Genomic DNA, 20,081 nt, shown 5'->3' on the forward strand with positions numbered 1-20,081 from the left:
TCATCATGGCCTTACCGAAGAAAGCCCGGATCCTCAGTGCAGTGCTGCTGCTCACAGTGGCCATCGGCAGCGTTTTCTATCTTAATCGCTCCGAATCCAGCGCCTCGACCCAATCGACGGACGATGCTTATGTCCACGCCGATTTCACCACGGTGGCGCCGCAGGTGTCGGGCACGGTTGAAACGGTGTTGGTCGAAGACAACCAGCCGGTGAAGAAAGGCGATCTGCTGGCGGTCATCGACGACCGGGATTTCGTCGCCACGGTGAACGTGGCGAAGGCCCAGGTCGCCAGCGCCCAGGCCGGTATCGCCAGCCTGGAAGCCCGCCTGATCCAACAGCAAACCGCCATACGCCAGGCCCAGGCCGCAGTCGCTGCGGACGACGCCGCGCTCAAGCTGGCCAAGGCCAATCACGCCCGCTACCGCAACCTGGCCGCCGACGGTTCGGGCACCGTGCAGGCACAGCAACAGGCGGAGGCGCAGTTGAGCGTGCAACAGGCGGGGCTGGAAAAAAGCCAAGCCGGCCAGCAGGCGGCCCGGCAGCAGGTGGACATCCTCAAGGCCGACCTGGAACAAGCCAGGGCAGCCCTCGCCCACGCCCAGGCCGCGCAGGCCATCGCCGAACTGAAGCTGTCCTATACCCGCATCACCGCGCCGATCAGTGGCACGATCGGGGAGAAATCCGTGCGCGTCGGTGCGTTCGTCAACGCCGGGAAACCCTTGCTCGCGATTGTCCCGCTCGATGCCGTCTACATCACCGCCAACTTCCGCGAGACGCAACTGGCCCGCGTGCAAACCGGCCAGGCCGTGGATATCGAAGTGGATGCCCTGCCGGGCGAAACACTGGCAGGAACAGTGCAAAGCCTGGGCCCGGCCAGCGGCGCCAGCTACTCCGCCATCGCGCCCCACAATGCCACGGGCAACTTCACCAAGATCGTCCAACGCCTGCCCGTGCGCATCCACATCGACCCTGACCAACCGGCGGCGGCGAAATTGCGAGTGGGGATGTCGGTCACGCCGTACATTCGTATCCGTGGATGATCCGTGACGGCGATGTCGAACACACAGCCCTCATCGCGAGCAGGCTCGCTCCCACAGGGTCCGGGGTCGTGCACAAATCCTGAATCCACTGCAAACCCACTGTGGGAGCGAGCTTGCTCGCGATAGCGTCGGACCGGCCTGCATCCCTGTTGAATGTGCCATCGCTATCGCGAGCAAGCTCGCTCCCACAGGGTTCGGGGTCGTGCACAAATCCTGCATCCACCGCAAACCCACTGTGGGAGCGAGCTTGCTCGCGATGGCGTCGGACCGGCCTGCATCCCTGTGCTGAATGTGCCATCGCTATCGCGAGCAGGCTCGCTCCCACAGGGTTCGGGGTCGTGCACAAATCCTGCATCCACCGCAAACCCACTGTGCGAGCTTGCTCGCGAAGGCGTCGGGCCGGTCTGCATCCCTGCTGAATGTGCCACCGCTATCGCGAGCAAGCTCGCTCCCACAGGGTCCGGGGTCGTGCACAAATCCTGCATCCACCGCAAACCCGCTGTGGGAGCGAGCCTGCTCGCGAAGGCGTCGGGCCTGCCTGCATCTCTGTTGAATGTGCCACCGCTATCGCGCGCAAGCTCGCTCCCACAGGGTCCGGGGTCGTGCACAAATCCTGCGTCCACCTCACAAACCCACTGTGGGAGCGAGCCTGCTCGCGAAGGCGTCGGACCGGCCTGCATCCCTGCTGAATGTGCCACCGCTATCGCGAGCAAGCTCGCTCCCACAGGGTCCGGGGTCGTGCACAAATCCTGCGTCCACCGCAAACCCACTGTGGGAGCGAGCCTGCTCGCGATGGCGTCAGACCGGCCTGCATCCCTGCTGAATCTGCCACCGCTATCGCGAGCAGGCTCGCTCCCACAGGGTCCGGGGTCGTGCACAAATCCTGCATCCACCGCAAACCCACTGTGGGAGCGAGCCTGCTCGCGAAGGCGTCGGACCGGTCTGCATCCCTGTTGAATGTGCCACCGCTATCGCGAGCAAGCTCGCTCCCACAGGGTTCGGGGTCGTGCACAAATCCTGCATCCATCGCAAACCCACTGTGGGAGCGAGCCTGCTCGCGATGGCGTCGGACCGGCCTGCATCCCTGTTGAATGTGCCACCGCTATCGCGAGCAAGCTCGCTCCCACAGGGTTCGGGGTCGTGCACAAATCCTGCATCCACCGCAAACCCACTGTGGGAGCGAGCCTGCTCGCGATGGCGTCGGACCGGCCTGCATCCTTGTTGAATGTGCCACTGCTATCGCGAGCAGGCTCGCTACCACAGGGTTCGGGGTCATGCACAAATCCTGCATCCACTGCAAACCCACTGTGGGAGCGAGCTTGCTCGCGAAGGCGTCGGGCCTGCCTGCATTCGGCGTCAAGAAGGCCAAACCTTAAGCAAATAACAAAAAAGTATTTATTGAACATTTTTTAGATCATTTAGATTGATCCAAGCCTTTGACCCACTGCGATCTCATTTGACGAGCCACCGCCATGCAACTGCTCACACTTCCCCCGTCACCAGGCCTGGCCACGTCGATTCGTGCCACGGCCCAAGTCTTTGAAGACCCGAGCTCCCAGGCCCTGCTGGCTCACTTGCAAAAAGTGGCACCCAGCGACGCCAGTGTGCTGATCATCGGCCAAACCGGTACGGGCAAGGAGTTGGTCGCCCGGCACATACACAATCTCAGCGCCCGCCAGGGCAAGCCGTTCGTTGCGGTCAACTGTGGGGCGTTCTCCGAGACGCTGGTGGAAGCCGAGCTGTTCGGGCACGAAAAAGGCGCGTTCACCGGTGCATTGACCGCCAAGGCAGGCTGGTTCGAAGAAGCTGACGGCGGCACCTTGTTCCTGGATGAGATCGGTGATCTGCCACTGCCGATCCAGGTCAAGCTGCTCAGGGTGCTCCAGGAACGTGAAGTGGTCCGCCTGGGCTCGCGCAAGAGCATCAAGATCAACGTGCGCGTCTTGGCGGCCACCAATGTGCAACTGGAAAAAGCCATCAACGCCGGCCACTTTCGCGAAGATCTCTACTACCGTCTCAATGTGGTCAGCCTCGTTCTCAAACCGCTGCGCGAGCGCCCCGGTGACATCTTGCCGTTGATACGCCATTTCATCGCCGAGTACAGCCGCAGGCTGGGTTACGGCGAGGTGGCGCTGGATGCGCAGGCGCAGCGCAAACTGCTTGATTACGCCTGGCCGGGCAATATCCGCGAGCTGGAAAACGTCATCCATCACACCCTGCTGATCTGCCGCAATCAGCTGATTGGCGTCCAGGATCTGCACTTGTCCAACTTTCGTATCGACCGCCAGGACGCAGCACCGGAGAGCCCCCCTCTCAATGCGGAGGCGCTGTTGCAAAAGGCCTTTGAAAAGCTGCTCGAGCAAGAGCATGGCGATCTGCATGAGAAGGTCGAAACGGCACTGTTGCGCGCAGCCTACCGATACGCCAACTGCAACCAGGTCCACACCGCCGCCCTGCTGGGCCTGAGCCGCAATGTCACGCGCACGCTGCTGATCAGGATCGGTGAGCTGGTAGTCAGCAAACGCCGTCCGGCGCTGAGCACGCACAACGGCCAGGTGATCAACCTTTCAACCTGATCCCGCGCCGACGCTTGAGGATGGAGCCCTCGCCCCATTGCGTGCCCCCAGATAAAAATCATGCAGGTCGCTGCGGGCCGCCAGTTGGTCAGCACGGCCTTCACTGACCACGCGACCGCTTTCCAGTACGTAGCCGAAATGGGCGTAACGCAGCGCCGTCGTGATGTTCTGTTCGGCGATCAGAAAGCTGACGCCATCACGCTCATTGAGCTGGCGGATGATTTCGAAGATTTCCTCGACGATCTGCGGTGCCAGCCCCATCGAGGGTTCGTCCAGCAAGACCAGCTGAGGCTTGGCCATCAGCGCCCGTCCTATCGCGATCATCTGCTGCTCTCCGCCCGAGGTATAGCCGGCGGGGATGCTGCGGCGTAGTTTCAGGCGCGGGAAATGGCCGTAGACCCACTCCAGATCGGCCAGGAGCTGGCGCCGCGGAACCTGGCGCGCAAGGGCGCCAGCGAGGAGGTTTTCCTCCACGGTCAATTGGGCAAAGCAATGCCGACCTTCCAGCACTTGCACCAAACCGTTCGCCGCCAAGGTGTGGGGAGCGCTGTGAGTCACCTCTCGCCCTTGATACACAATCCGCCCCCGTACCACTTCGCCCCGTTCGGCACGCACCAGGTTGGAGACTGCCTTCAACGTCGTGCTCTTACCGGCACCATTGGCGCCCAGCAACGCCACGACCTGCCCTTTCGCGACGTTCAGCGACACGCTCCGCACGGCCAGGATGGTCTGTTCATAGAAGACTTCAATATCGTCGATCTGCAGGATCGGCACGTTCGTCGCCATGCTGTTTCGCCTCTTCGCGGAACCACCGGACGCAAGCGCCCGGATCGTCGGGTTGCCTCAGGTTTCCTTGTTGCAGTCACGCGGGGTGATGCCTTTTTCCCGGGCGTACTGATGGGACGACGCTTCGATGATCGGCCGCAGCAAGGCGCGGTCGGCCTGGACCCAGTCGCTGATCAGTTTCCACTGCGCGCCGTCCCATTGCTGGAAGCGCACCGCCCCGCCACCTTCGTGGTCCGAGCACGAGAGTTGCAACGGCTGCACCAACCCCAACGCCCCCAGTTCCTTGAGTCGAGCGTCGTCGAGCTTGAGATTCTCGAACCCCCAGCGCACCTGCTCACCGGTCAACGGCTGCTTGCCGAATTTCTGCTGTGCGATACGCACGGCTTCAACGTTAAGAATGCCGTTGACCACGCCGAGGTTGTAGTACACGGTGCCGAAACGCTTGGGATCGGCCAGGTCGCCATGACCGGTATCGACCACTTGCTGCTTGATGCCTTGCAGCACCGGGAAATCGGTACCCGAAGGATGAGTGGTAATGGCAATGAATCCTTTGGCGGCGGCACCGGCCGGTGCGGCGTCATCCTCGGAATTGCTCCAGATATTGCCGATGATGCGATCGGCCGGGAAGCCGACCTTCTGCGCGGTCTTCAGCGCCACCGGGTTCATCACGCCCCAGCCGCGCAGGATCACCCAGTCGGGTTTTTCCCGGCGGATGTTCAGCCATTGCGACTGCTGTTCGTTGCCTGGGTGCGGCACCTCCAGCAAGGTCAGCGAAAAGCCGTACTTGTCGGCCAGGGTTTGCAGGACCTCGTTGGTCTCCTTGCCGTAGGGCGAGCCGTGGTACAGAGTGACGATCTTCAGGCCCTTGAGTTTATCCAGCCCGCCGGCCCGCTGGCCGATGTAGTTGATGATCGCGGACACTTCGGAATAAGGGTTCAACTGCAACGGGAAGACATAGGGAAACACGCTGCCATCGGTGGAGTCCGTGCGTCCGTGGTTGATGGTAATCAACGGCAGTTTGTCGGCCGTCGAACGCTCCAGCGTGGCGTAGGCGATGCCCACCGACAGCGGGTTGGTGGCCGCCGCTGGCGCACCGTTCAAGCCTTTCTTCAGGCGCTCGTAGCACTCGACGCCCTTTTCCACCACGTATTCGGTTTCGCATTCGCTCCAGGTCAACTGGACGCCGTTCACGCCGCCGTTGGCGTTGACGTATTTGAGATAGTCGATGAAGCCGCCGAAAAAACCGGTGCCACCGGCCGCATAGGGGCCGACGCGATAGCTTTGCAGCGGGAAGTATTGCTCGTTGTCCGCCTGGACGGTAAAGGCCGCGACGGTGAGGCTGAGGGCCAGCGCCAGGCTGCTCGCGAAAGATCGTTTGAACATTGGATTTTCCTTAGGGTGTAGCCAGTGACCTGTGTGGTTAATTCGTGCGGCGTTCAGTAGCGCAGCGGCCACAGCCGCATGCGCTCGCGACAGCGCTGCCAGAGGCGCGCCAGGCCCTCTGGCTCCTTGATCAGGAACAGGATGATCAGGGCGCCGAAGAGCATCTTCTGCAGGTTTTCCACCTGACCGGCGTCGATCAGCCCGCCGGGCAGCAGCGACGCCAGGTTCGAGAGCAGGACGGGGAACAGGACGATGAACGCCGCCCCGAGGAAGTTGCCCAGCAGGCTGCCGAGCCCGCCGATAATGATGATGAACAGAATCTGGAAAGACCGATTGAGATCGAAGCCATGGGGCTCCACGGTGCCCAGGTAGGCGAAGGCCCACAGCGCGCCGGCCACTCCCAGGAAAAACCCGCTGATGGCGAAGGCCAGCAATTTGGTTTTTGCCGGTTGAATACCGATGACGGCCGCGGCGGTGTCCATGTCGCGCACCGCCATCCAGTTGCGCCCCAGCTCGCTGCGCACCAGGTTCTTGCCCAGCCAGAACAGCGCCACCACCACGGTCAGCGTCAACAGGTAGCGACCGCTCGGGGCGTCCAGGTTCACACCCAGTACCTCCAGGCGCGGCGCGCTGATCACGCCTGAGGCACTGTTGTTGGAAAACCAGCTGTACCGGGTCAGCGCCCAGGTCACGAAGAACTGCGCCGCCAGGGTCGAAACCAGCAGATAGAAACCCTTGATACGCAGGCTCGGCAAGCCGAACAGCACCGCCACCAGTGCCGCCGCCAACCCACCCAAAGCGATGCTGAACAACAACGGCAAGCCAGCGACACGCACTTCGAGGTTGTAGGTGGCAAAGGCCCCGACCGCCATGAACGCTGCCGAACCGAGCGACAGTTGCCCGGCATAACCGGTCAGCAGATTGAGTCCCAACCCGGCCAGGGACAGCACCAGGAACGGAATCAGAATCGCGCTGAGCCAGTAGTCGTTGCCAATCCAGGGCACGCCGACAAAGGCAAACAGCAACAGCGCGGCGAGCCCGTGGCGATCCTGGCGCAAGGCGAAGACGCGACGGCCCTCGGCATAGCGTGTATTGAACTGGCCTGCTTCTCGATAAAACATGTTGTTCTCTCCTAGACCCGTTCGATGGCACGTTCGCCAAACAACCCCGCCGGGCGCACCAGCAGGAACAGCAGCGCCAGCACGTAGGGAAACCAGTTCTCGATGCCACTGCCGATAATGGGTCCCAGGTACACCTCCGCCAGCTTCTCCGAGGCGCCGATGATCAGCCCGCCGACAATCGCGCCGCTGATGGAGGTGAAGCCACCGATGATCAACACCGGCAATGCCTTGAGCACCACCAGCGACAGCGAGAACTGCACCCCCAGGCGGGCGCCCCAGAGCAGGCCGGCGACCAGCCCGACAAACCCTGCCACCGACCACACCACCACCCACACCCGCTGCAAGCGGATGCCCACGGCCAACGCCGCCAGCGGATCGTCGGCCACGGCTCGCAGCGACAGCCCCAGTCGGGTCTTGTTGAACAGCCAGGACAACAGCAGCACCAGCGATGCCGCTGTCAGCGCGGCGAAAATGTCGAACTGCGACAACAGCATCCCGCCCAGCTCCAGGGGTTCGTCACTGATGCCCAGCTCCAAACCATGCACCTGGGCGCCCCACAGCGCCTGGGCGAATCCCTCGATGACGTAGGACAGTCCGAGGGTGGCCATGAACAGCGTGATGGGTGAACGATTGACCAGCGGGCGCAGCACCACGCGCTCCACCGCCACCGCGATCAACACCATGGCCGCCAGGCTGACAAGAAAGGCCAGCCAGAACGGCACGCCGCGCTCCAACAGGCTGACAAAGGTCAGCGCGGAGAACAGCACCATCGCGCCCTGGGCGAAATTGAACACGCCGGAGGCCTTGTAGATCAGTACAAAACCGATGGCGACCAGGGCGTACATCACCCCCGCCAGCAGCCCGCCAATCAGTACTTCAAAGAAAAATTCCATGCCTGTTCCTGTTCTGCGGGCGCAACCTGCCTGCCCTCCCCGACGGGAGAGCCTCGAATAGCCGATGTCAGTGGCGTGTGCCCAGGTAAGCCGCAATGACCTCGGGGTTCTGCCGTACCGCTTCGGGCGCGCCGTCGCCGATCTTGCGACCGTAATCCAGCACCACCACGTGGTCGCTGATGTCCATGACCACGCCAATGTCGTGCTCGATCAACACCACGGTGGTGCCCAGTTCGCGATTGATGTCGACGATGAAACGGCTCATTTGCTGCTTCTCCTCGGCATTCATCCCGGCCATGGGCTCATCCAGCAGCAACAGCCGAGGCTCCGCCGCCAGCGCACGGGCCAGCTCTACCCGTTTCTGCAAGCCATAGGGCAACGTGCCGACCGACACGTGGCGCCAGGGCTGCAAGTGCAGGAACTCAATGACCCGCTCCGCCGCTTCACGCTGGCGATCATCCTCGCGCCGGGCTCGACCGATTTGCAGGGTCTGTTCGATCCAGGTGCTGCGACGCTTGAGATTGCGTCCGGTCAGGACGTTGTCGAGCACGCTCATGCCCTTGAACAGCGCGATGTTCTGGAACGTCCGGGCGATACCGCGCACGGCCGCATCGTGGGCGCGCACCCTGCGCCACTCTTTCCGATCAAAACGGATACGCCCGCTCTGGGCCTGGTACACACCGCTGATGACATTCAACAGCGAACTCTTGCCGGCGCCGTTGGGGCCGATCAAGGCACAGATCTCACCGGTGACAACGCGAAAACTGATGTCGGTGACCGCTTTGACGCCTTTGAATGACAGGGACACCTGTTCCAGTTCCAGCAAATTCACGATGCTCGTTTCAGTCATGGAACACACCTCTCAAGCCCATTGCGACTGGCGTTCGATCCAGTCCTCGGTGACGTTCTCTGCGGTACTCACCGGCGACGTCCATTCGACCGAATCGCTGCAGTGGCGAACCCGGATTCCCAGGGTCTCGAAGAACACCCGGGTCTCGGCCCGCAAGGTATCGCCCACCAACAGGGGCACGCGGGTGCGGGTAAACCCCAGCACGTCGCGCAGTGGTCGCCGTACCAGCCAGCCCCCCAGATGCCGTTGCAACACACCCGGTTCCGTTGCTAACGCCCAGTTCACTAACTTGCGGGACCAACTGCCGGGTTCCGGCAAACGCTCCAGCGCGTACCCGTGCAAACGCTCGTAGGTTTCCCGCGTCCCGGCCACCAGTGTCGGGCCCAGTTCCCGTCGGTCACGATCACGGGTGGCGAGGTTCTCTGGAAAGTTCAGGCGAAAACCGGCGATCAGCCAAGGCGCCAGCAGATAGCGGGCTTGCCCGCCTGAAGCGAACCCTCGCGCGACCAGCGCTTCTTCCTGCCGCCCGAGCGATTCGCGCGCCACCAACCGTTGGCCTTCCTGCAATAGCTCGGCGTGACTGAGGCGTTGCTGTTCGATTGCCTGCGCACCTTGGCGATAGAACACGAATGCGGTTTCCTGCCCAAGTCCTTGAGGCGCTCGTTCAGCGACAGGCCGCTGGGCAATCAGCGCGGCATAATCCAGCGCTTGAACGAATGGAATCGATTCCGGCAGGCCACGCTTATCGAGGTAAACCAGCACACGGGCGACTACCTGTGCCGCTTGTAGGCGAAGGATCTCCTCGCGGCCCTCAACCAGTACGAAGTCCGGCTGCAGAGTGCCAAGCAGTTGCACTTGTCCGGTGGCCGGCTCCAACGGATCGAACAGGCTCGCTACGCCGCCCAGCCACTGCGCCGCCAGTGCCGCAAGCAGCGCCTGCGGCCTGGGCCGGCTGATGATGGTCAGCGTCGCGCCCGCCGAAAAGCCTCGGGCCTGCAAGGCATCCGCCAGGCGCTGCACCTCTTCGGCCACCTGCCCCCAGGTCCGCACCTGCCAGATGCCCAGATGCTTATGACGCAGGGCGACGTCCGCACCGTGTCGCCGCGCCTGGTGCTGCAGCCACTGGGGCAAACTCGACGGCGCCTCGTCGGGCAGGTTGGTGAGCGTACCCATGTCCGTCTCCCGCGCCTAAGCGACTGCCGCTGTTCTGGTCGCCACCTTGCGTTGCTCCAGCTCACGCACCAGCGGCAGGACCTTGCGGCCGAAATACTCGACTTCCTCCTGGAAGTGCAGGAACCCCGCGAGCACCAGATCGACGCCCACGGCCTTGAGCGCCACGATCCGTTCGGCGATCTGCCGGGGTGTACCGATCAGGTTGGTCTTGAAGCCATCGTTGTATTGCACAAGGTCCTCGAAACTGGATCTGGCCCAGTTGCCCTCGCCTTCCGGGCTCGACTTGCCGGCCTGCCTGGCCGCGTCGCCAAAGGCATTCACCGCTTCCGGGTCGGCCTGATCGATGATTTGCGCCAGGACTGCACGCGCCTCTTCTTCGGTGTCGCGGGCGATGACAAAAGCGTTTATCCCGACCTTGACCTTGTGGTGGTTGGCAGCGGCTTTCGCCTGAATGTCATCGATCTGGGCCTTGACGCCTTCCACCGTATTGCCGTTGGTGAAATACCAGTCGGAAACCCGCGCAGCCATGTCCCGTGCGGCACGCGAGCTACCGCCCTGGAAGATTTCCGGATGCTGCTGCAAGGGCTTCGGCTTGAGGGTGTAGTCATGGAAGCGGTAGAAGTCACCGCGAAAGGTGAAATTGTCGGTGGTCCAGATGCCCTTGAGCGCGGTGATGAACTCTTCGGAGCGGCGATAGCGTTCGTCGTGCTCCAGCCATGGCTCGCCAATGGCGGTGAACTCGCCCTTGAACCAGCCGGACACCACGTTGACCGCGACTCGGCCGCCGGTCAGATGATCGATGGTTGCAATCTGCTTGGCCAGCACCGAAGGCGTCCATGGCCCCGGCAACACCGCCGCGATAACTTTCAGGCGCGTGGTGGCGGCCAGCAAGGCGTGACTGAAGGCCACCGATTCGTGCTGGTATTCGGCGCCATAACCGGCGGTAAAGCGCACCTGAGACAAGGCGTAGTCGAACCCGGCCTCCTCGGCGATCTGGGCCAGCTTGCGGTTGTAGTCGATCCCCCAGTCGGTGCGTTGCTCGATCTTGCTGACCACCAGCCCGCCGCTGACGTTAGGTACCCAGTAAGCAAACTTGATCGTGTCCTGGCTCATTGCATGTACTCCACAGCTCGTTGAAAGGAAGGGATGATCAGGCGGCGCTGGTATTGCGCCGGGCATCCGAGGCAAGGCTCGACAACGCCGCCTCGACAGCACGCTCGATACGCTCCAGCACTTCGGTGCTGGAGATCCGGTAGTGGGTAAAATCGGTCTCAGTGGCATAGACCCCAACCGGCAGACTGAGGGCCTGGAAAAACCCGAACAGCGGGCGTAGCTGATGATCGATGACCAGGGCATGGCGCTCGGAGCCCCCCGTGGCGGCCAATAGCACGGGGACGTTCCTGAGGGCTTCGTGATGAACGAAATCGAACAGGTGCTTGAACAGCCCCGTGTACGACGCCCGATAGACCGGGCTTGCGGCGATCAGCAGATCGGCGCTTTCAATGGCGCGCAGATGATCCTGCACGGCGGCGGGCAACACTTCACGACGCAACACGCCGGCGAACCCAGGACCGACTTCGGCCAACTCAATCAGGCGCACCTCGATCGGCAATTGCTGCCCGAGCCTTTCCACCAGTGCCTGGAGCAGGACCAACGTGCGGGACGGTCGCTGCACGCTGCCTGATATCGCCACTACTTTGAATTGTCTGCTCATCTCTCACCCTGTGTCCTTGATGCCTTACCAGCATCTGCACAAGGTCAGGAGCAGCAACCATGCCAACTCATTTTTATTTTATTAATCAATAAGTTAGTAGAAACTGGCAATCATCTTCACTGTCGCCCGACGGACAGGTTGTTGATCGGCTGTTGCCCTGCCAACACCGAGGGTGTCGTGGCTGACGATGGCAACTGTTGGCAGGCATACAGCCAAGCAACACATTGTCCGCAGGGCGACAGCTCTTTCACTCGAACACCAGTATCAAACCCCGATTCCACGGGGCTTTCGGCGTTGGGCATGGAGCGTGCAATGCCAGTGCTGCAGCGACAGGCTCTTTCCTGTCCGCCCTCTCGTCATCAGAAGGAACTTCGTCATGACCGCACAGCAACAGCATCTGCCCCATAGCCTTTCCACCGGCACCGACTATCAGGCCCTGGCCGAGCGTTTTCGGCCGATCTTCGCGCGTATCCAGGCCGGCGCGCTGGAGCGTGAACAGTCCCGCAGCCTGCCCTATGAGCAGGTGAAATGGCTGAAGGAAGCAGGCTTCGGCGCCGTGCGCGTACCCGTCGAACATGGCGGCGCCGGTGCTTCGTTACCGCAACTGTTGCAACTGCTGATCGAACTCGCCGAAGCCGACTCCAACCTGCCCCAGGCCTTGCGCGGTCATTTCGCCTTTGTCGAAGACCGCCTCAACGCCCATGCCGGCAGTACCCAGGACACATGGTTCAAGCGCTTCGTGGCCGGTGAACTGGTGGGCAATGCCTGGACCGAAGTCGGCGAGGTGAAAATCGGCCAGGTCGGTACCCGGGTTTCCCGTCAGGGGGAGCAATGGGTGGTCAACGGCACCAAGTTCTACAGCACCGGCAGCATTTTCGCCGACTGGATCGACCTGTATGCCCAGCGTGACGACAACGGCACCGACGTGATCGCTGCCGTCCGCGTACAACAACCGGGCGTCAGGCAAAGCGATGACTGGGACGGCTTCGGCCAACGCACCACCGGCAGCGGCACGTCGGTGTTCGAAAATGCCGTGGTCGAGGCAGAAAACCTCATCGACTTTTCCACTCGCTTCAAATACCAGACCGCGTTTTATCAACTGGTCCTGTTGGCCGTGCTGACCGGATCTGGCCGCGCAGCGGTCCGCGACATCACCGAGCAGGTGCAGAAACGCACACGAATCTTCAGCACCGGCAACGCCAGTCAGGTCAGCCAGGACGTGCAGGTGCAGCAGGTGGTCGGCAAGGCCTCGGCCCAGGTCTACGCCGCCGAAGCCACCGCCCTGCGCGCGGCGCAGGCTTCGCAACATGCCTATGAAAGCCGCTTCAGCCACGACGCCGATACCGAACATCACGCCAACGTCGCCGCCGAACTGGAATCGGCCCAGGCCCAGGTCGTCATCGCCGACCTGATACTGCGCGCCACCAGCGACCTGTTCAACGCACTCAGCGCTTCAGCCACCAGCAGCGCAAAAGCCCTCGACCGCCATTGGCGAAATGCTCGCACCGCGGCCTCGCACAACCCGCTGATCTATAAGGAACGCATCATTGGCGATTGGCAGATCAACGGGACGGAGCCGCCGTATGTCTGGCAGATTGGTGGCGGGACGAAAGGCGAGCTCAACGCAGCAAATCGGTGATCCAGCGGATTTGCCGGGCAACGTCCTGTACCTCTTCCCCGGGCACGGCCTGCCGTGCCCGGGCGAAGCTCGCCAGGGTCTTGTGTTTCTGGCGTAGCCTGCGCTGCCACTTGTCCAGGAAGGCCGGGCTGCGCGCCTGCATCAGCAGCGGACCGAAGTACAGCTCCTCGGCGGTGTATGTCACCGGCCCGCTGCGCTCGGCGACGATGACTTCGTAGTCGAAGCGGTTCTCCCGCAGCACTTCCTCGCAGAGAATGCGGTAGCCATTTTCCACCAACCACAGGCGCAGTGGCTGCTCGCCGCCGTTGGGTTGCAGGATCAGGCGCTCCTGGCCGTTCAGGCGTGACTTGTCGCGCTCGAGGATGTCGCGGATCGTCTCCCCGCCCATGCCACACAGGCTGACCGCCGTGATCCCGTCTCCCGGCTCGATTGCCGCCAGACCATCAGCCAAACGCACGCTGATCCACCGCTCCAGGCCATTCTCGCGCACCGTCCGTTCGGCCGAGCGAAACGGTGTCATCGCCACCTCCCCGGCCACCGCCGCGACGATGACGCCACGGCGCGTCAACGCCACCGGCAAGTAACCGTGATCCGAGCCGATATCAGCCAGGCGCGCCCCCACCGGCACCTGCGCCGCCACCCGCTCCAGGCGCATGGACAATGTCTGTTCGTTCAACCGCAACCCCTCTCACCCAAACGTCCGACAGCATTGGCCGGATCGGGCAGCGATTCTGGCGAGCAACGCGGTGCATTTCAAATTTATGCGACCAGGGTCGTGGCTTTGACAACAGCGGCGTCCGCCCCTATAACCGGTCCTGGCTCACCGGCAGGCCAATAAACGAGATGAGAAGTCACCATGAATGACCGTCAAGCAATCATCAAAGAGTTGATCATGGCGGCGGTGAAAGCCGGCAAATCCGACGAAATCGTCTACCAGTCAGAGTGGCTCGGCTACGTCCCTTTCGGGGTCTACCACTGGGTTGAGTGCCAAGGCGAAAACGTCTCCAGCGACTTTCCGTTTGGATGGGCGCTCGAAGACCTGGCGGGTCTGGAGCAGATGGGATTCCTGGAAACGCTTGAGGCTTATGAGAACCCCGAGGACTCGTTTGATCGGGAGATCCGGTATCGCGTTTGTGGCTGAGCAATGGTCATAAGTTAGCAGGCCGTACCCGTCGAAAACCTCACCTTTACAGTGCTCTCTCGTCCATGAAGGATCTAAATGGAAGAAAGTCCTCACGGATTACCTGTGCAGCCAGTTTCTGGACGTCCCTAAGGGCGATCACCTTCGTTCCTTTCCAGTCTTCCTTAGGCAACAAGCTCCGGACAGGAGCCTCTGGCCCGTTATAGGCCACCGATGCAGTGTTCGACGTGAAGTCGATCCTGAAAAAGAGCAGGTGGTCGGCAAAACCCACTCCCGGCGTAAAAGCGGGTCCTGAATTGATCCTACCCGTTGCCTTCACTTGCACGGTCCTTCCATTTCGAGTCAACGCATCCACGCCACCTGTACGTTTAGGTGGCAGCACAAGGTCGAAGTACTCCAGTGCCAAGGCTTCTGCGATGTCTCCCACCAGACGCCCGTCGAGAGTGAACTTCAGTCTCGTACTCGAATAGTGATTAACCAGTGCTTGTTGTGCCCTCCATAAATCGCGTATTACCTCGGGTAACTGCAATACGGGCTCTTTTCCATCCATTCAATCCTTCTCCTTTACGGCAATTTCCAAATGTCTATTGTGAAGCACCGATGATCTGGACCGCAGCGCTGCCGACTTCAGATCTGTTCAGATCAATACGCTCAAGGCTGCGGAGTAATAACAATTATGGCCAAGGCTGCTCAAGCGCCTGAAAAGACGGTTGGGAAGCCTTTGTTTGTGCGCCTCCGGCATAAATGGGTAGGATGCGGTCAACATCATCCGATCTAGAGTTTGCTCATGGTTTCAGTGGTCGTCCAGGAAGAAGTCCGAAGTCGTCTTCGTCGTGCTGAGAGTGAGCATGAAGTGAAGGTCCTACTCGCCGTGGAGTCAGGCAGTCGTGCCTGGGGGTTTGCCTCGCCCAATAGCGATTACGACGCCCGTTTCATCTACGTCAACAAGCCTGAATGGTACCTCTCTGTCGGACTCGAGGAACGACGCGACGTCATCGAATACCCCATCGTCGACGACATGGACATCAATGGCTGGGACCTGCGCAAGGCATTGCGACTGTTCTGGAAGTCCAATCCAGGCTTCGTCGAATGGCTTCAGTCCACCATTATCTATGAGCACTCAGGATCTTTTCACGAACGAGCCAAAGCCCTGCTGCCACAGGTGTATTCGGTCGAGAGTGGTATCTACCATTATCGCAGCATGGCCAAGACCAACTACCGGGGGTATCTGCAGGCTCCTCAAGTGCCGCTGAAAAAATACTTTTACGTGCTGCGACCCTTGTTATCGGTGCGATGGCTGGAGCAATTCAATACACCTGCTCCCATTGAGTTTGACACGCTGCGAACGGTCATCGAGGGGCAATCAGAACTCCAGAGTGCGATCGACGACCTGCTGGCAATCAAACGCACATCTCCAGAATTGGGGCTGTCCCCACAGGTCATGCCCATCCAACAGTTCATCGAGCGCGAGCTGCTTCGTCTTGAGGCCATCAAGCCGACCCGTAGCGAACGCAAAGAAGTCGAACCCTTGCTGTCAGCGCTGTTTCGTTCAGTGCTGGAAGAAACCTGGGGATGATGAGCAGCCTTTTTCCATATTCCCGTATTGAGGCAGGATGCGGGCAACCAACAAGACGACGGTGTGTGATCACACCTTCGGTCAACAGGCAACCCTAGACCGCAACGACGAATCGGTTATGAACAGACTGTCAATACAGCCGATCTGCGCGCTTTCTCCTGGCGTTCAGGTGTTGGAAGCAGAAGCGGTTACGGAAGGTTTCCGGTTCCTTACGCGCTTGATTGCAGAGTGGGAAAGCGGCGTGAACCAATTTGATCGGTCCGGCGAGGGATTTTTTGGTGTCTTTCGCGACGATCAACTGATCGCTGTCGGTGGCCTTTCCTATGATCCCTATGCCGGATCAGACACCGGAAGGTTGCGCAGGGTTTATGTCGCGCGTGCATCAAGAGGTCAGAATGTGGGTAGGTTCCTGGTCAATCATCTTCTGGAACATGCAACCCAGCGGTTTCGTGCAGTACGCCTATCCACGGACACGCCAGAGGGAGCCGCGTTTTACCTTCGCTGTGGGTTCCAGACAATACGGGATGATTTTGCTACACATGTGAAGTCACTAACCCCGACAACGTAGCCAGTCCAAGACCATGCTCATCGAACCCTTCTCCATCGACATCCCCGAGCGCGACCTGGAAGACCTGCGCCATCGCCTTCGCAACACACGACTGCCCGAGCCATTGCCCGATCAAGGCTGGAGCGAAGGCATGGACATGGGCGTGCTTCGCGATCTGCTCGCCTATTGGTCGACCGGGTTCGACTGGCGCGCCCGGGAAGCCGAGCTCAATCGCTTGCCGCAGTTTGTCGCCAGCATCGGCGGGCAAAGGGTTCACTTTGTCCATCAGCGGGGTATCGGGCCGGATCCGATGCCTCTCGTGCTGACCCATGGCTGGCCCGGTTCGTTCATCGAGATGCAGCGCATCATTCCATTGCTGACGGACCCGGCCAGCCACGGTGGCGATCCGGCGGATGCGTTCCATGTGGTGGTGCCATCGTTGCCGGGCTACACCTTTTCGGCGCCGTTCATGCAAGCGGGCATGGGGCCTCATGAGATTGCCGGGGTGTGGCATGGGTTGATGGCCAGTTTGGGCTATGACCGGTTTGGCGCCCAAGGCGGGGATATTGGCGCGGGTGTCTCGATCTGGCTGGGGGTGCGGTTTCCCGAGCAGGTGACTGGCATTCACCTCAACTACATTCCGGGCTCCTACCGCCCTCCCCTGGGTGAAACCGAGCCGCCGCAGACAGAGGAAGAACGGCTTTTCCTCCAGCGCGCCGCCGCGTTTGGCGATGCCGAAGGCGCCTACGCCCACCTCCAGCGAACCAAACCCCAGAGCCTGGCCGTGGGTCTGAACGACTCACCGGCCGGGTTGTTAGCCTGGATGGGGGAAAAGCTGTTGGCCTGGTGTGATACTGACCCAGCCATTGACCGTGACTGGCTGCTGACCAACGTGACGCTCTACTGGCTGACGAAATGCATTGGCTCATCGTTTCGTCAGTACGTGGAGGGCAGCAAGCGACCGTTGCAATTCAACAGCGGGGAGCGGGTTCAGCCTGCGGTTGGGGTCGCGCTGTTTCCCAAGGAACTGCCCATGCCGCCAAGAAGCTGGGTGGAGCGGTGTTGTACGGTCGAGCGCTGGACCACGATGCCACGCGGCGGTCACTTTGCGGCGCTGGAGCAGCCGGAGTTGCTGGTGGCGGATATCCGGGCGTTCTTTCGGGCCTTGAGATAACGCTGATGCCTCTGTGGGAGCGAGCCTGCTCGCGATTGCGGTGGATCAGTCTGCATTGAAATTGAATTTGCCACCGTCATCGCGAGCAGGCTCGCTCCCACAGAAATCCGGGTGTTCGTGGCGGCACTGAGCGTCCGAAAATCTCGTAGGAAATCACCACCCGTGGCGAGGGAGCTTGCTCCCGCTGGGTTGCGAAGCAGCCCCAAGCCAGGCGCCTCATTTCGCCAGGCACACCGCATGCCCAGGTTTTACGGCGGCTGCGCCACCGAGCGGGAGCAAGCTCCCTCGCCACAGGGGATCGAGGGCGTCCTACAGGCCGGTTGTTGCTGGCGGAATCGACTTCTATAGTTGGATCCGTCGCTGGTTTGGCGGCAGGGTTTCGCAGCCCGACATTAGAAGGAATGCACCGTCGAATGAAAATTCAGGCAAACTTGCCTGCGTTCACTTTATGGCGGTTGCGCGTGGGAGACTTTCGGGTCTGCCGGGTTTATTCCTTCACCGGTCTGCGAACCCGCACGCAACTGCCACCCATTTGTTTCGCAGCAGAAAGGTGGCAATTCTCTCTTTTTGGAAGGAATACAGCCTTATGACAACGAACCAACCATCCAACCGCTTCACCCCTCTCACCCAAATCGCAACCACCCACCCCGTCCTGCTGATCGACACCCAAGCTCCGCTCCCCGAGCTCCATGCCTGCATCAGCGAACGCCTGCACGCGACGCTCGACTACCTGAGCCTAATGGCCTGTGCCAGCCTGCGGGACTCGGCAACGAACGATGTCAACACCGTCACCAACGTCGCACGGATCCTGGTGCAGGATGTGGCGGATGTGTTTGGGGTGATTGAACGGCGCGGGCTCGAAAGCTAAGCCATGCATTTTGTGGGAGCGAGCCTGCTCGCGATGACGGTGGCACATTCAGCCTCAATGCAGCCTGACCCGACGCCATCGCGAGCAGGCTCGCTCCCACAGAAATCCGGGTGCTCCTGGCGGCACTGACCGTCCGAAAATCTCGTAGGAATCACCACCCGTGGCGAGGGAGCTTGCTCCCGCTGGGTTGCGAGGCAGCCCCAAGCCAGGCGCCTCTCTTCTCCAGGCACACCGCATGCCCCGGTTTTATGGCAGTTGCGCTTGAGAGACTTTCGGGTCTGGGGACATTACCCCATCGCTCAGCCTGCGAAGACAAAAAACCAGCGTCGTGCTATGGTTTTGGCGTACATAGGAGGACTTTCAAATGACCCAAACAGCTACTGCCAGTGTCGCAAATGAAGTCCGCAAGCTTGCGAAAGCCCATAAGGTCACTGCTGAGCTTGACGGCATGAGTCGTATGGCTGTGACCATTACCCGTCTGGCTGGCGATATCGTCGAGTTGGATGGTGTTGAACAATTGCTCGTCAATCTCAAGAAGAAAGGCGTGCTGAGCAAATCTGAGACTCTGTCGCTGCAGGGGCGTTATCTTCAGGAGAAGAGACGCGCCAAGAAATGTAGCGCATGAACTTTGACCCGTTCGGCGATTTCGAAACAGCTGGATACCTTCAGAATTCGCTACAACTTAAAGACCCCACTGAAGTAAAAGAGTCAGAGCATCTTTCGTTCGAGTTGAGCATTGAGGATGCTCTTGCTTATCTCTCCAAGAAAAAAGTTATCGATTACAAAGCTGTGCTCAAAGTTCACGAGACCCTGTTCTCTGGCTTCTATCACTGGGCAGGGAAAGATCGGAACGAACTGGTACCTCACCTCGCGGTTTTCAAGGGGTCCCATGATGATCCCCGCAGCACCGCCTTCGAACGACCGGACCTCATCAAGCTGTCTGTCGACTATGCGCTCAGGCTGGCAGCAGACAAAAAGCGCTTCAGGGACCACCCTGGAGAGGTGATGGGCCAACTCGCTTTTGCACATCCCTTTCTGGACGGTAATGGACGCACAATATTGTTGCTATTCATGGAGCTCTGCTATCGGGCCAGGTTTGCTATCGACTGGTCAAGGACAAGCAAGGATGATTACTTACGGGCCCTCAGCGACGAAATTCGAGAACCTTGCCAAGGATATCTTGATCACTATCTAAAACCCTTCGTAGTGGATATATCAAGCCGTGATGAATGGCCAGAAACCATTAATGGCATCAAAGGCCTGGATGGCTTGGACAAAGAAGACATCACGTACGAGAGTTTGAACAATCCCGAAGTCCAACAGATCTACAAAACCTATCGGACGCGGCCTTCCGGCATTCAATCCTCTCAAGAATCAGAGAACTGAGAGGCAAGCCAGACGCCTTATTTCTCCAGGCACACTGCTTACTCCGATTTTACGGCGGCTGCGCCACCGAGCGGGAGCAAGCTCCCTCGCCACAGAGGGTGGCATACCCCCTGTGGGAGCGAGCCTGCTCGCGATGAGTCGGTACATCCAACATCATCCTGAGCTGACCCACCGCCATCGCGAGCAGGCTCGCTCCCACAGGGATTGGCGGGGA

20 protein-coding genes are annotated in these 20,081 nt (G+C 60.6%); 10 read left to right on the top strand and 10 right to left on the bottom strand.

Annotation, left to right across the window (positions count from 1 at the left end; all coding sequences use genetic code 11):
* Positions 1–5: 5 nt before the first annotated feature.
* The gene (locus LOY67_RS15620) at positions 6–1,040 is read left to right on the top strand and encodes an HlyD family secretion protein (RefSeq protein ID WP_265063346.1); all 1,035 of its coding nucleotides are present in this window, start codon (positions 6–8) and stop codon (positions 1,038–1,040) included.
* A gap of 1,472 nt (positions 1,041–2,512) precedes the next feature.
* Positions 2,513–3,616 (top strand): sigma-54 interaction domain-containing protein, encoded by a 1,104-nt coding sequence (locus LOY67_RS15625; protein ID WP_265063347.1) that lies wholly within the window; start codon positions 2,513–2,515, stop codon positions 3,614–3,616.
* Here LOY67_RS15625 and LOY67_RS15630 read toward each other — a convergent pair.
* The 8 genes from LOY67_RS15630 to msuE form a co-directional block, all read right to left on the bottom strand.
* The gene (locus LOY67_RS15630; protein WP_265063348.1) at positions 3,608–4,402 is read right to left on the bottom strand and encodes an ABC transporter ATP-binding protein; all 795 of its coding nucleotides are present in this window, start codon (positions 4,400–4,402) and stop codon (positions 3,608–3,610) included. The genes LOY67_RS15625 and LOY67_RS15630 overlap by 9 nt on opposite strands.
* A gap of 57 nt (positions 4,403–4,459) precedes the next feature.
* Positions 4,460–5,785, bottom strand: a complete 1,326-nt coding sequence (locus LOY67_RS15635; RefSeq protein ID WP_265063349.1) for an ABC transporter substrate-binding protein — start codon at positions 5,783–5,785, stop codon at positions 4,460–4,462.
* Between the two features lie 53 nt (positions 5,786–5,838).
* Positions 5,839–6,906 carry a branched-chain amino acid ABC transporter permease gene (locus LOY67_RS15640; RefSeq protein WP_265063350.1) on the bottom strand — a complete coding sequence of 356 codons (1,068 nt, stop codon included), beginning with the start codon at positions 6,904–6,906 and terminating at the stop codon, positions 5,839–5,841.
* An 11-nt stretch (positions 6,907–6,917) separates the two neighbouring features.
* A complete protein-coding gene (locus LOY67_RS15645) occupies positions 6,918–7,799 on the bottom strand; it encodes a branched-chain amino acid ABC transporter permease (protein WP_265063351.1) in 882 nt (293 codons plus the stop codon).
* Positions 7,800–7,866: 67 nt separating this feature from the next.
* On the bottom strand, positions 7,867–8,649 hold the full coding sequence (locus LOY67_RS15650) for an ABC transporter ATP-binding protein (RefSeq protein ID WP_265063352.1): 783 nt from the start codon (positions 8,647–8,649) through the stop codon (positions 7,867–7,869).
* Positions 8,650–8,661: 12 nt separating this feature from the next.
* A complete protein-coding gene (locus LOY67_RS15655) occupies positions 8,662–9,822 on the bottom strand; it encodes an AMP-binding protein (RefSeq protein WP_265063353.1) in 1,161 nt (386 codons plus the stop codon).
* 15 nt (positions 9,823–9,837) lie between these two features.
* Positions 9,838–10,935: a dimethylsulfone monooxygenase SfnG gene (sfnG, locus tag LOY67_RS15660; RefSeq protein WP_265063354.1), complete on the bottom strand. Its 1,098-nt coding sequence runs from the start codon at positions 10,933–10,935 to the stop codon at positions 9,838–9,840.
* Positions 10,936–10,972: 37 nt separating this feature from the next.
* On the bottom strand, positions 10,973–11,536 hold the full coding sequence (msuE, locus tag LOY67_RS15665; protein WP_265063355.1) for an FMN reductase: 564 nt from the start codon (positions 11,534–11,536) through the stop codon (positions 10,973–10,975).
* 376 nt (positions 11,537–11,912) lie between these two features.
* Here msuE and LOY67_RS15670 point away from each other — a divergent pair, with 376 nt between their 5' ends.
* Complete coding sequence (locus LOY67_RS15670; RefSeq protein ID WP_265063356.1) at positions 11,913–13,175, top strand: acyl-CoA dehydrogenase family protein; 1,263 nt, start codon at positions 11,913–11,915, stop codon at positions 13,173–13,175.
* Here the strand turns inward: LOY67_RS15670 and LOY67_RS15675 are convergent.
* A complete protein-coding gene (locus LOY67_RS15675) occupies positions 13,156–13,851 on the bottom strand; it encodes a tRNA (adenine(22)-N(1))-methyltransferase (protein ID WP_265063357.1) in 696 nt (231 codons plus the stop codon). The two genes, LOY67_RS15670 and LOY67_RS15675, sit on opposite strands and share 20 nt — an antisense overlap.
* Before the next feature lie 180 nt (positions 13,852–14,031).
* On the opposite strand from LOY67_RS15675, the gene LOY67_RS15680 reads away from it, so the two are divergent.
* Positions 14,032–14,316 carry a hypothetical protein gene (locus tag LOY67_RS15680; protein ID WP_265063358.1) on the top strand — a complete coding sequence of 95 codons (285 nt, stop codon included), beginning with the start codon at positions 14,032–14,034 and terminating at the stop codon, positions 14,314–14,316.
* Between the two features lie 46 nt (positions 14,317–14,362).
* Here LOY67_RS15680 and LOY67_RS15685 read toward each other — a convergent pair whose 3' ends face one another.
* The gene (locus tag LOY67_RS15685) at positions 14,363–14,866 is read right to left on the bottom strand and encodes a DUF6998 domain-containing protein (RefSeq protein WP_265063359.1); all 504 of its coding nucleotides are present in this window, start codon (positions 14,864–14,866) and stop codon (positions 14,363–14,365) included.
* A 237-nt stretch (positions 14,867–15,103) separates the two neighbouring features.
* On the opposite strand from LOY67_RS15685, the gene LOY67_RS15690 reads away from it, so the two are divergent.
* From LOY67_RS15690 to LOY67_RS15715, 6 genes are all read left to right on the top strand, one after another.
* On the top strand, positions 15,104–15,892 hold the full coding sequence (locus tag LOY67_RS15690; protein ID WP_265063360.1) for a nucleotidyltransferase domain-containing protein: 789 nt from the start codon (positions 15,104–15,106) through the stop codon (positions 15,890–15,892).
* Between the two features lie 118 nt (positions 15,893–16,010).
* Positions 16,011–16,460, top strand: coding sequence for a GNAT family N-acetyltransferase (locus tag LOY67_RS15695; protein WP_265067776.1), 450 nt, complete (start codon positions 16,011–16,013; stop codon positions 16,458–16,460).
* A 13-nt stretch (positions 16,461–16,473) separates the two neighbouring features.
* A complete protein-coding gene (locus LOY67_RS15700) occupies positions 16,474–17,613 on the top strand; it encodes an epoxide hydrolase family protein (RefSeq protein ID WP_265063361.1) in 1,140 nt (379 codons plus the stop codon).
* A gap of 586 nt (positions 17,614–18,199) precedes the next feature.
* Entirely contained in the window at positions 18,200–18,481 is a 282-nt protein-coding gene (locus LOY67_RS15705; protein WP_265063362.1) for a fructose-bisphosphate aldolase, read from the top strand.
* A 364-nt stretch (positions 18,482–18,845) separates the two neighbouring features.
* Positions 18,846–19,106, top strand: coding sequence for a hypothetical protein (locus tag LOY67_RS15710; protein ID WP_265063363.1), 261 nt, complete (start codon positions 18,846–18,848; stop codon positions 19,104–19,106).
* Positions 19,103–19,867, top strand: coding sequence for a Fic/DOC family protein (locus LOY67_RS15715; protein ID WP_265063364.1), 765 nt, complete (start codon positions 19,103–19,105; stop codon positions 19,865–19,867). The genes LOY67_RS15710 and LOY67_RS15715 overlap by 4 nt, the downstream gene beginning before the upstream one ends.
* Positions 19,868–20,081: the final 214 nt, after the last annotated feature.

It is taken from the genome of Pseudomonas sp. B21-056, assembly GCF_026016325.1.
Lineage (GTDB): Bacteria > Pseudomonadota > Gammaproteobacteria > Pseudomonadales > Pseudomonadaceae > Aquipseudomonas.

Coding starts and splice junctions, on each gene's coding strand:
- LOY67_RS15620 (WP_265063346.1), top strand. CDS start 6: ATGGCCTTACCGAAGAAAGCCCGGATCCTCAGTGCAGTGCTGCTGCTC.
- LOY67_RS15625 (WP_265063347.1), top strand. CDS start 2,513: ATGCAACTGCTCACACTTCCCCCGTCACCAGGCCTGGCCACGTCGATT.
- LOY67_RS15630 (WP_265063348.1), bottom strand. CDS start 4,402: ATGGCGACGAACGTGCCGATCCTGCAGATCGACGATATTGAAGTCTTC.
- LOY67_RS15635 (WP_265063349.1), bottom strand. CDS start 5,785: ATGTTCAAACGATCTTTCGCGAGCAGCCTGGCGCTGGCCCTCAGCCTC.
- LOY67_RS15640 (WP_265063350.1), bottom strand. CDS start 6,906: ATGTTTTATCGAGAAGCAGGCCAGTTCAATACACGCTATGCCGAGGGC.
- LOY67_RS15645 (WP_265063351.1), bottom strand. CDS start 7,799: ATGGAATTTTTCTTTGAAGTACTGATTGGCGGGCTGCTGGCGGGGGTG.
- LOY67_RS15650 (WP_265063352.1), bottom strand. CDS start 8,649: ATGACTGAAACGAGCATCGTGAATTTGCTGGAACTGGAACAGGTGTCC.
- LOY67_RS15655 (WP_265063353.1), bottom strand. CDS start 9,822: ATGGGTACGCTCACCAACCTGCCCGACGAGGCGCCGTCGAGTTTGCCC.
- sfnG (WP_265063354.1), bottom strand. CDS start 10,935: ATGAGCCAGGACACGATCAAGTTTGCTTACTGGGTACCTAACGTCAGC.
- msuE (WP_265063355.1), bottom strand. CDS start 11,536: ATGAGCAGACAATTCAAAGTAGTGGCGATATCAGGCAGCGTGCAGCGA.
- LOY67_RS15670 (WP_265063356.1), top strand. CDS start 11,913: ATGACCGCACAGCAACAGCATCTGCCCCATAGCCTTTCCACCGGCACC.
- LOY67_RS15680 (WP_265063358.1), top strand. CDS start 14,032: ATGAATGACCGTCAAGCAATCATCAAAGAGTTGATCATGGCGGCGGTG.
- LOY67_RS15685 (WP_265063359.1), bottom strand. CDS start 14,866: ATGGATGGAAAAGAGCCCGTATTGCAGTTACCCGAGGTAATACGCGAT.
- LOY67_RS15690 (WP_265063360.1), top strand. CDS start 15,104: ATGGTTTCAGTGGTCGTCCAGGAAGAAGTCCGAAGTCGTCTTCGTCGT.
- LOY67_RS15695 (WP_265067776.1), top strand. CDS start 16,011: ATGAACAGACTGTCAATACAGCCGATCTGCGCGCTTTCTCCTGGCGTT.
- LOY67_RS15700 (WP_265063361.1), top strand. CDS start 16,474: ATGCTCATCGAACCCTTCTCCATCGACATCCCCGAGCGCGACCTGGAA.
- LOY67_RS15705 (WP_265063362.1), top strand. CDS start 18,200: ATGACAACGAACCAACCATCCAACCGCTTCACCCCTCTCACCCAAATC.
- LOY67_RS15710 (WP_265063363.1), top strand. CDS start 18,846: ATGACCCAAACAGCTACTGCCAGTGTCGCAAATGAAGTCCGCAAGCTT.
- LOY67_RS15715 (WP_265063364.1), top strand. CDS start 19,103: ATGAACTTTGACCCGTTCGGCGATTTCGAAACAGCTGGATACCTTCAG.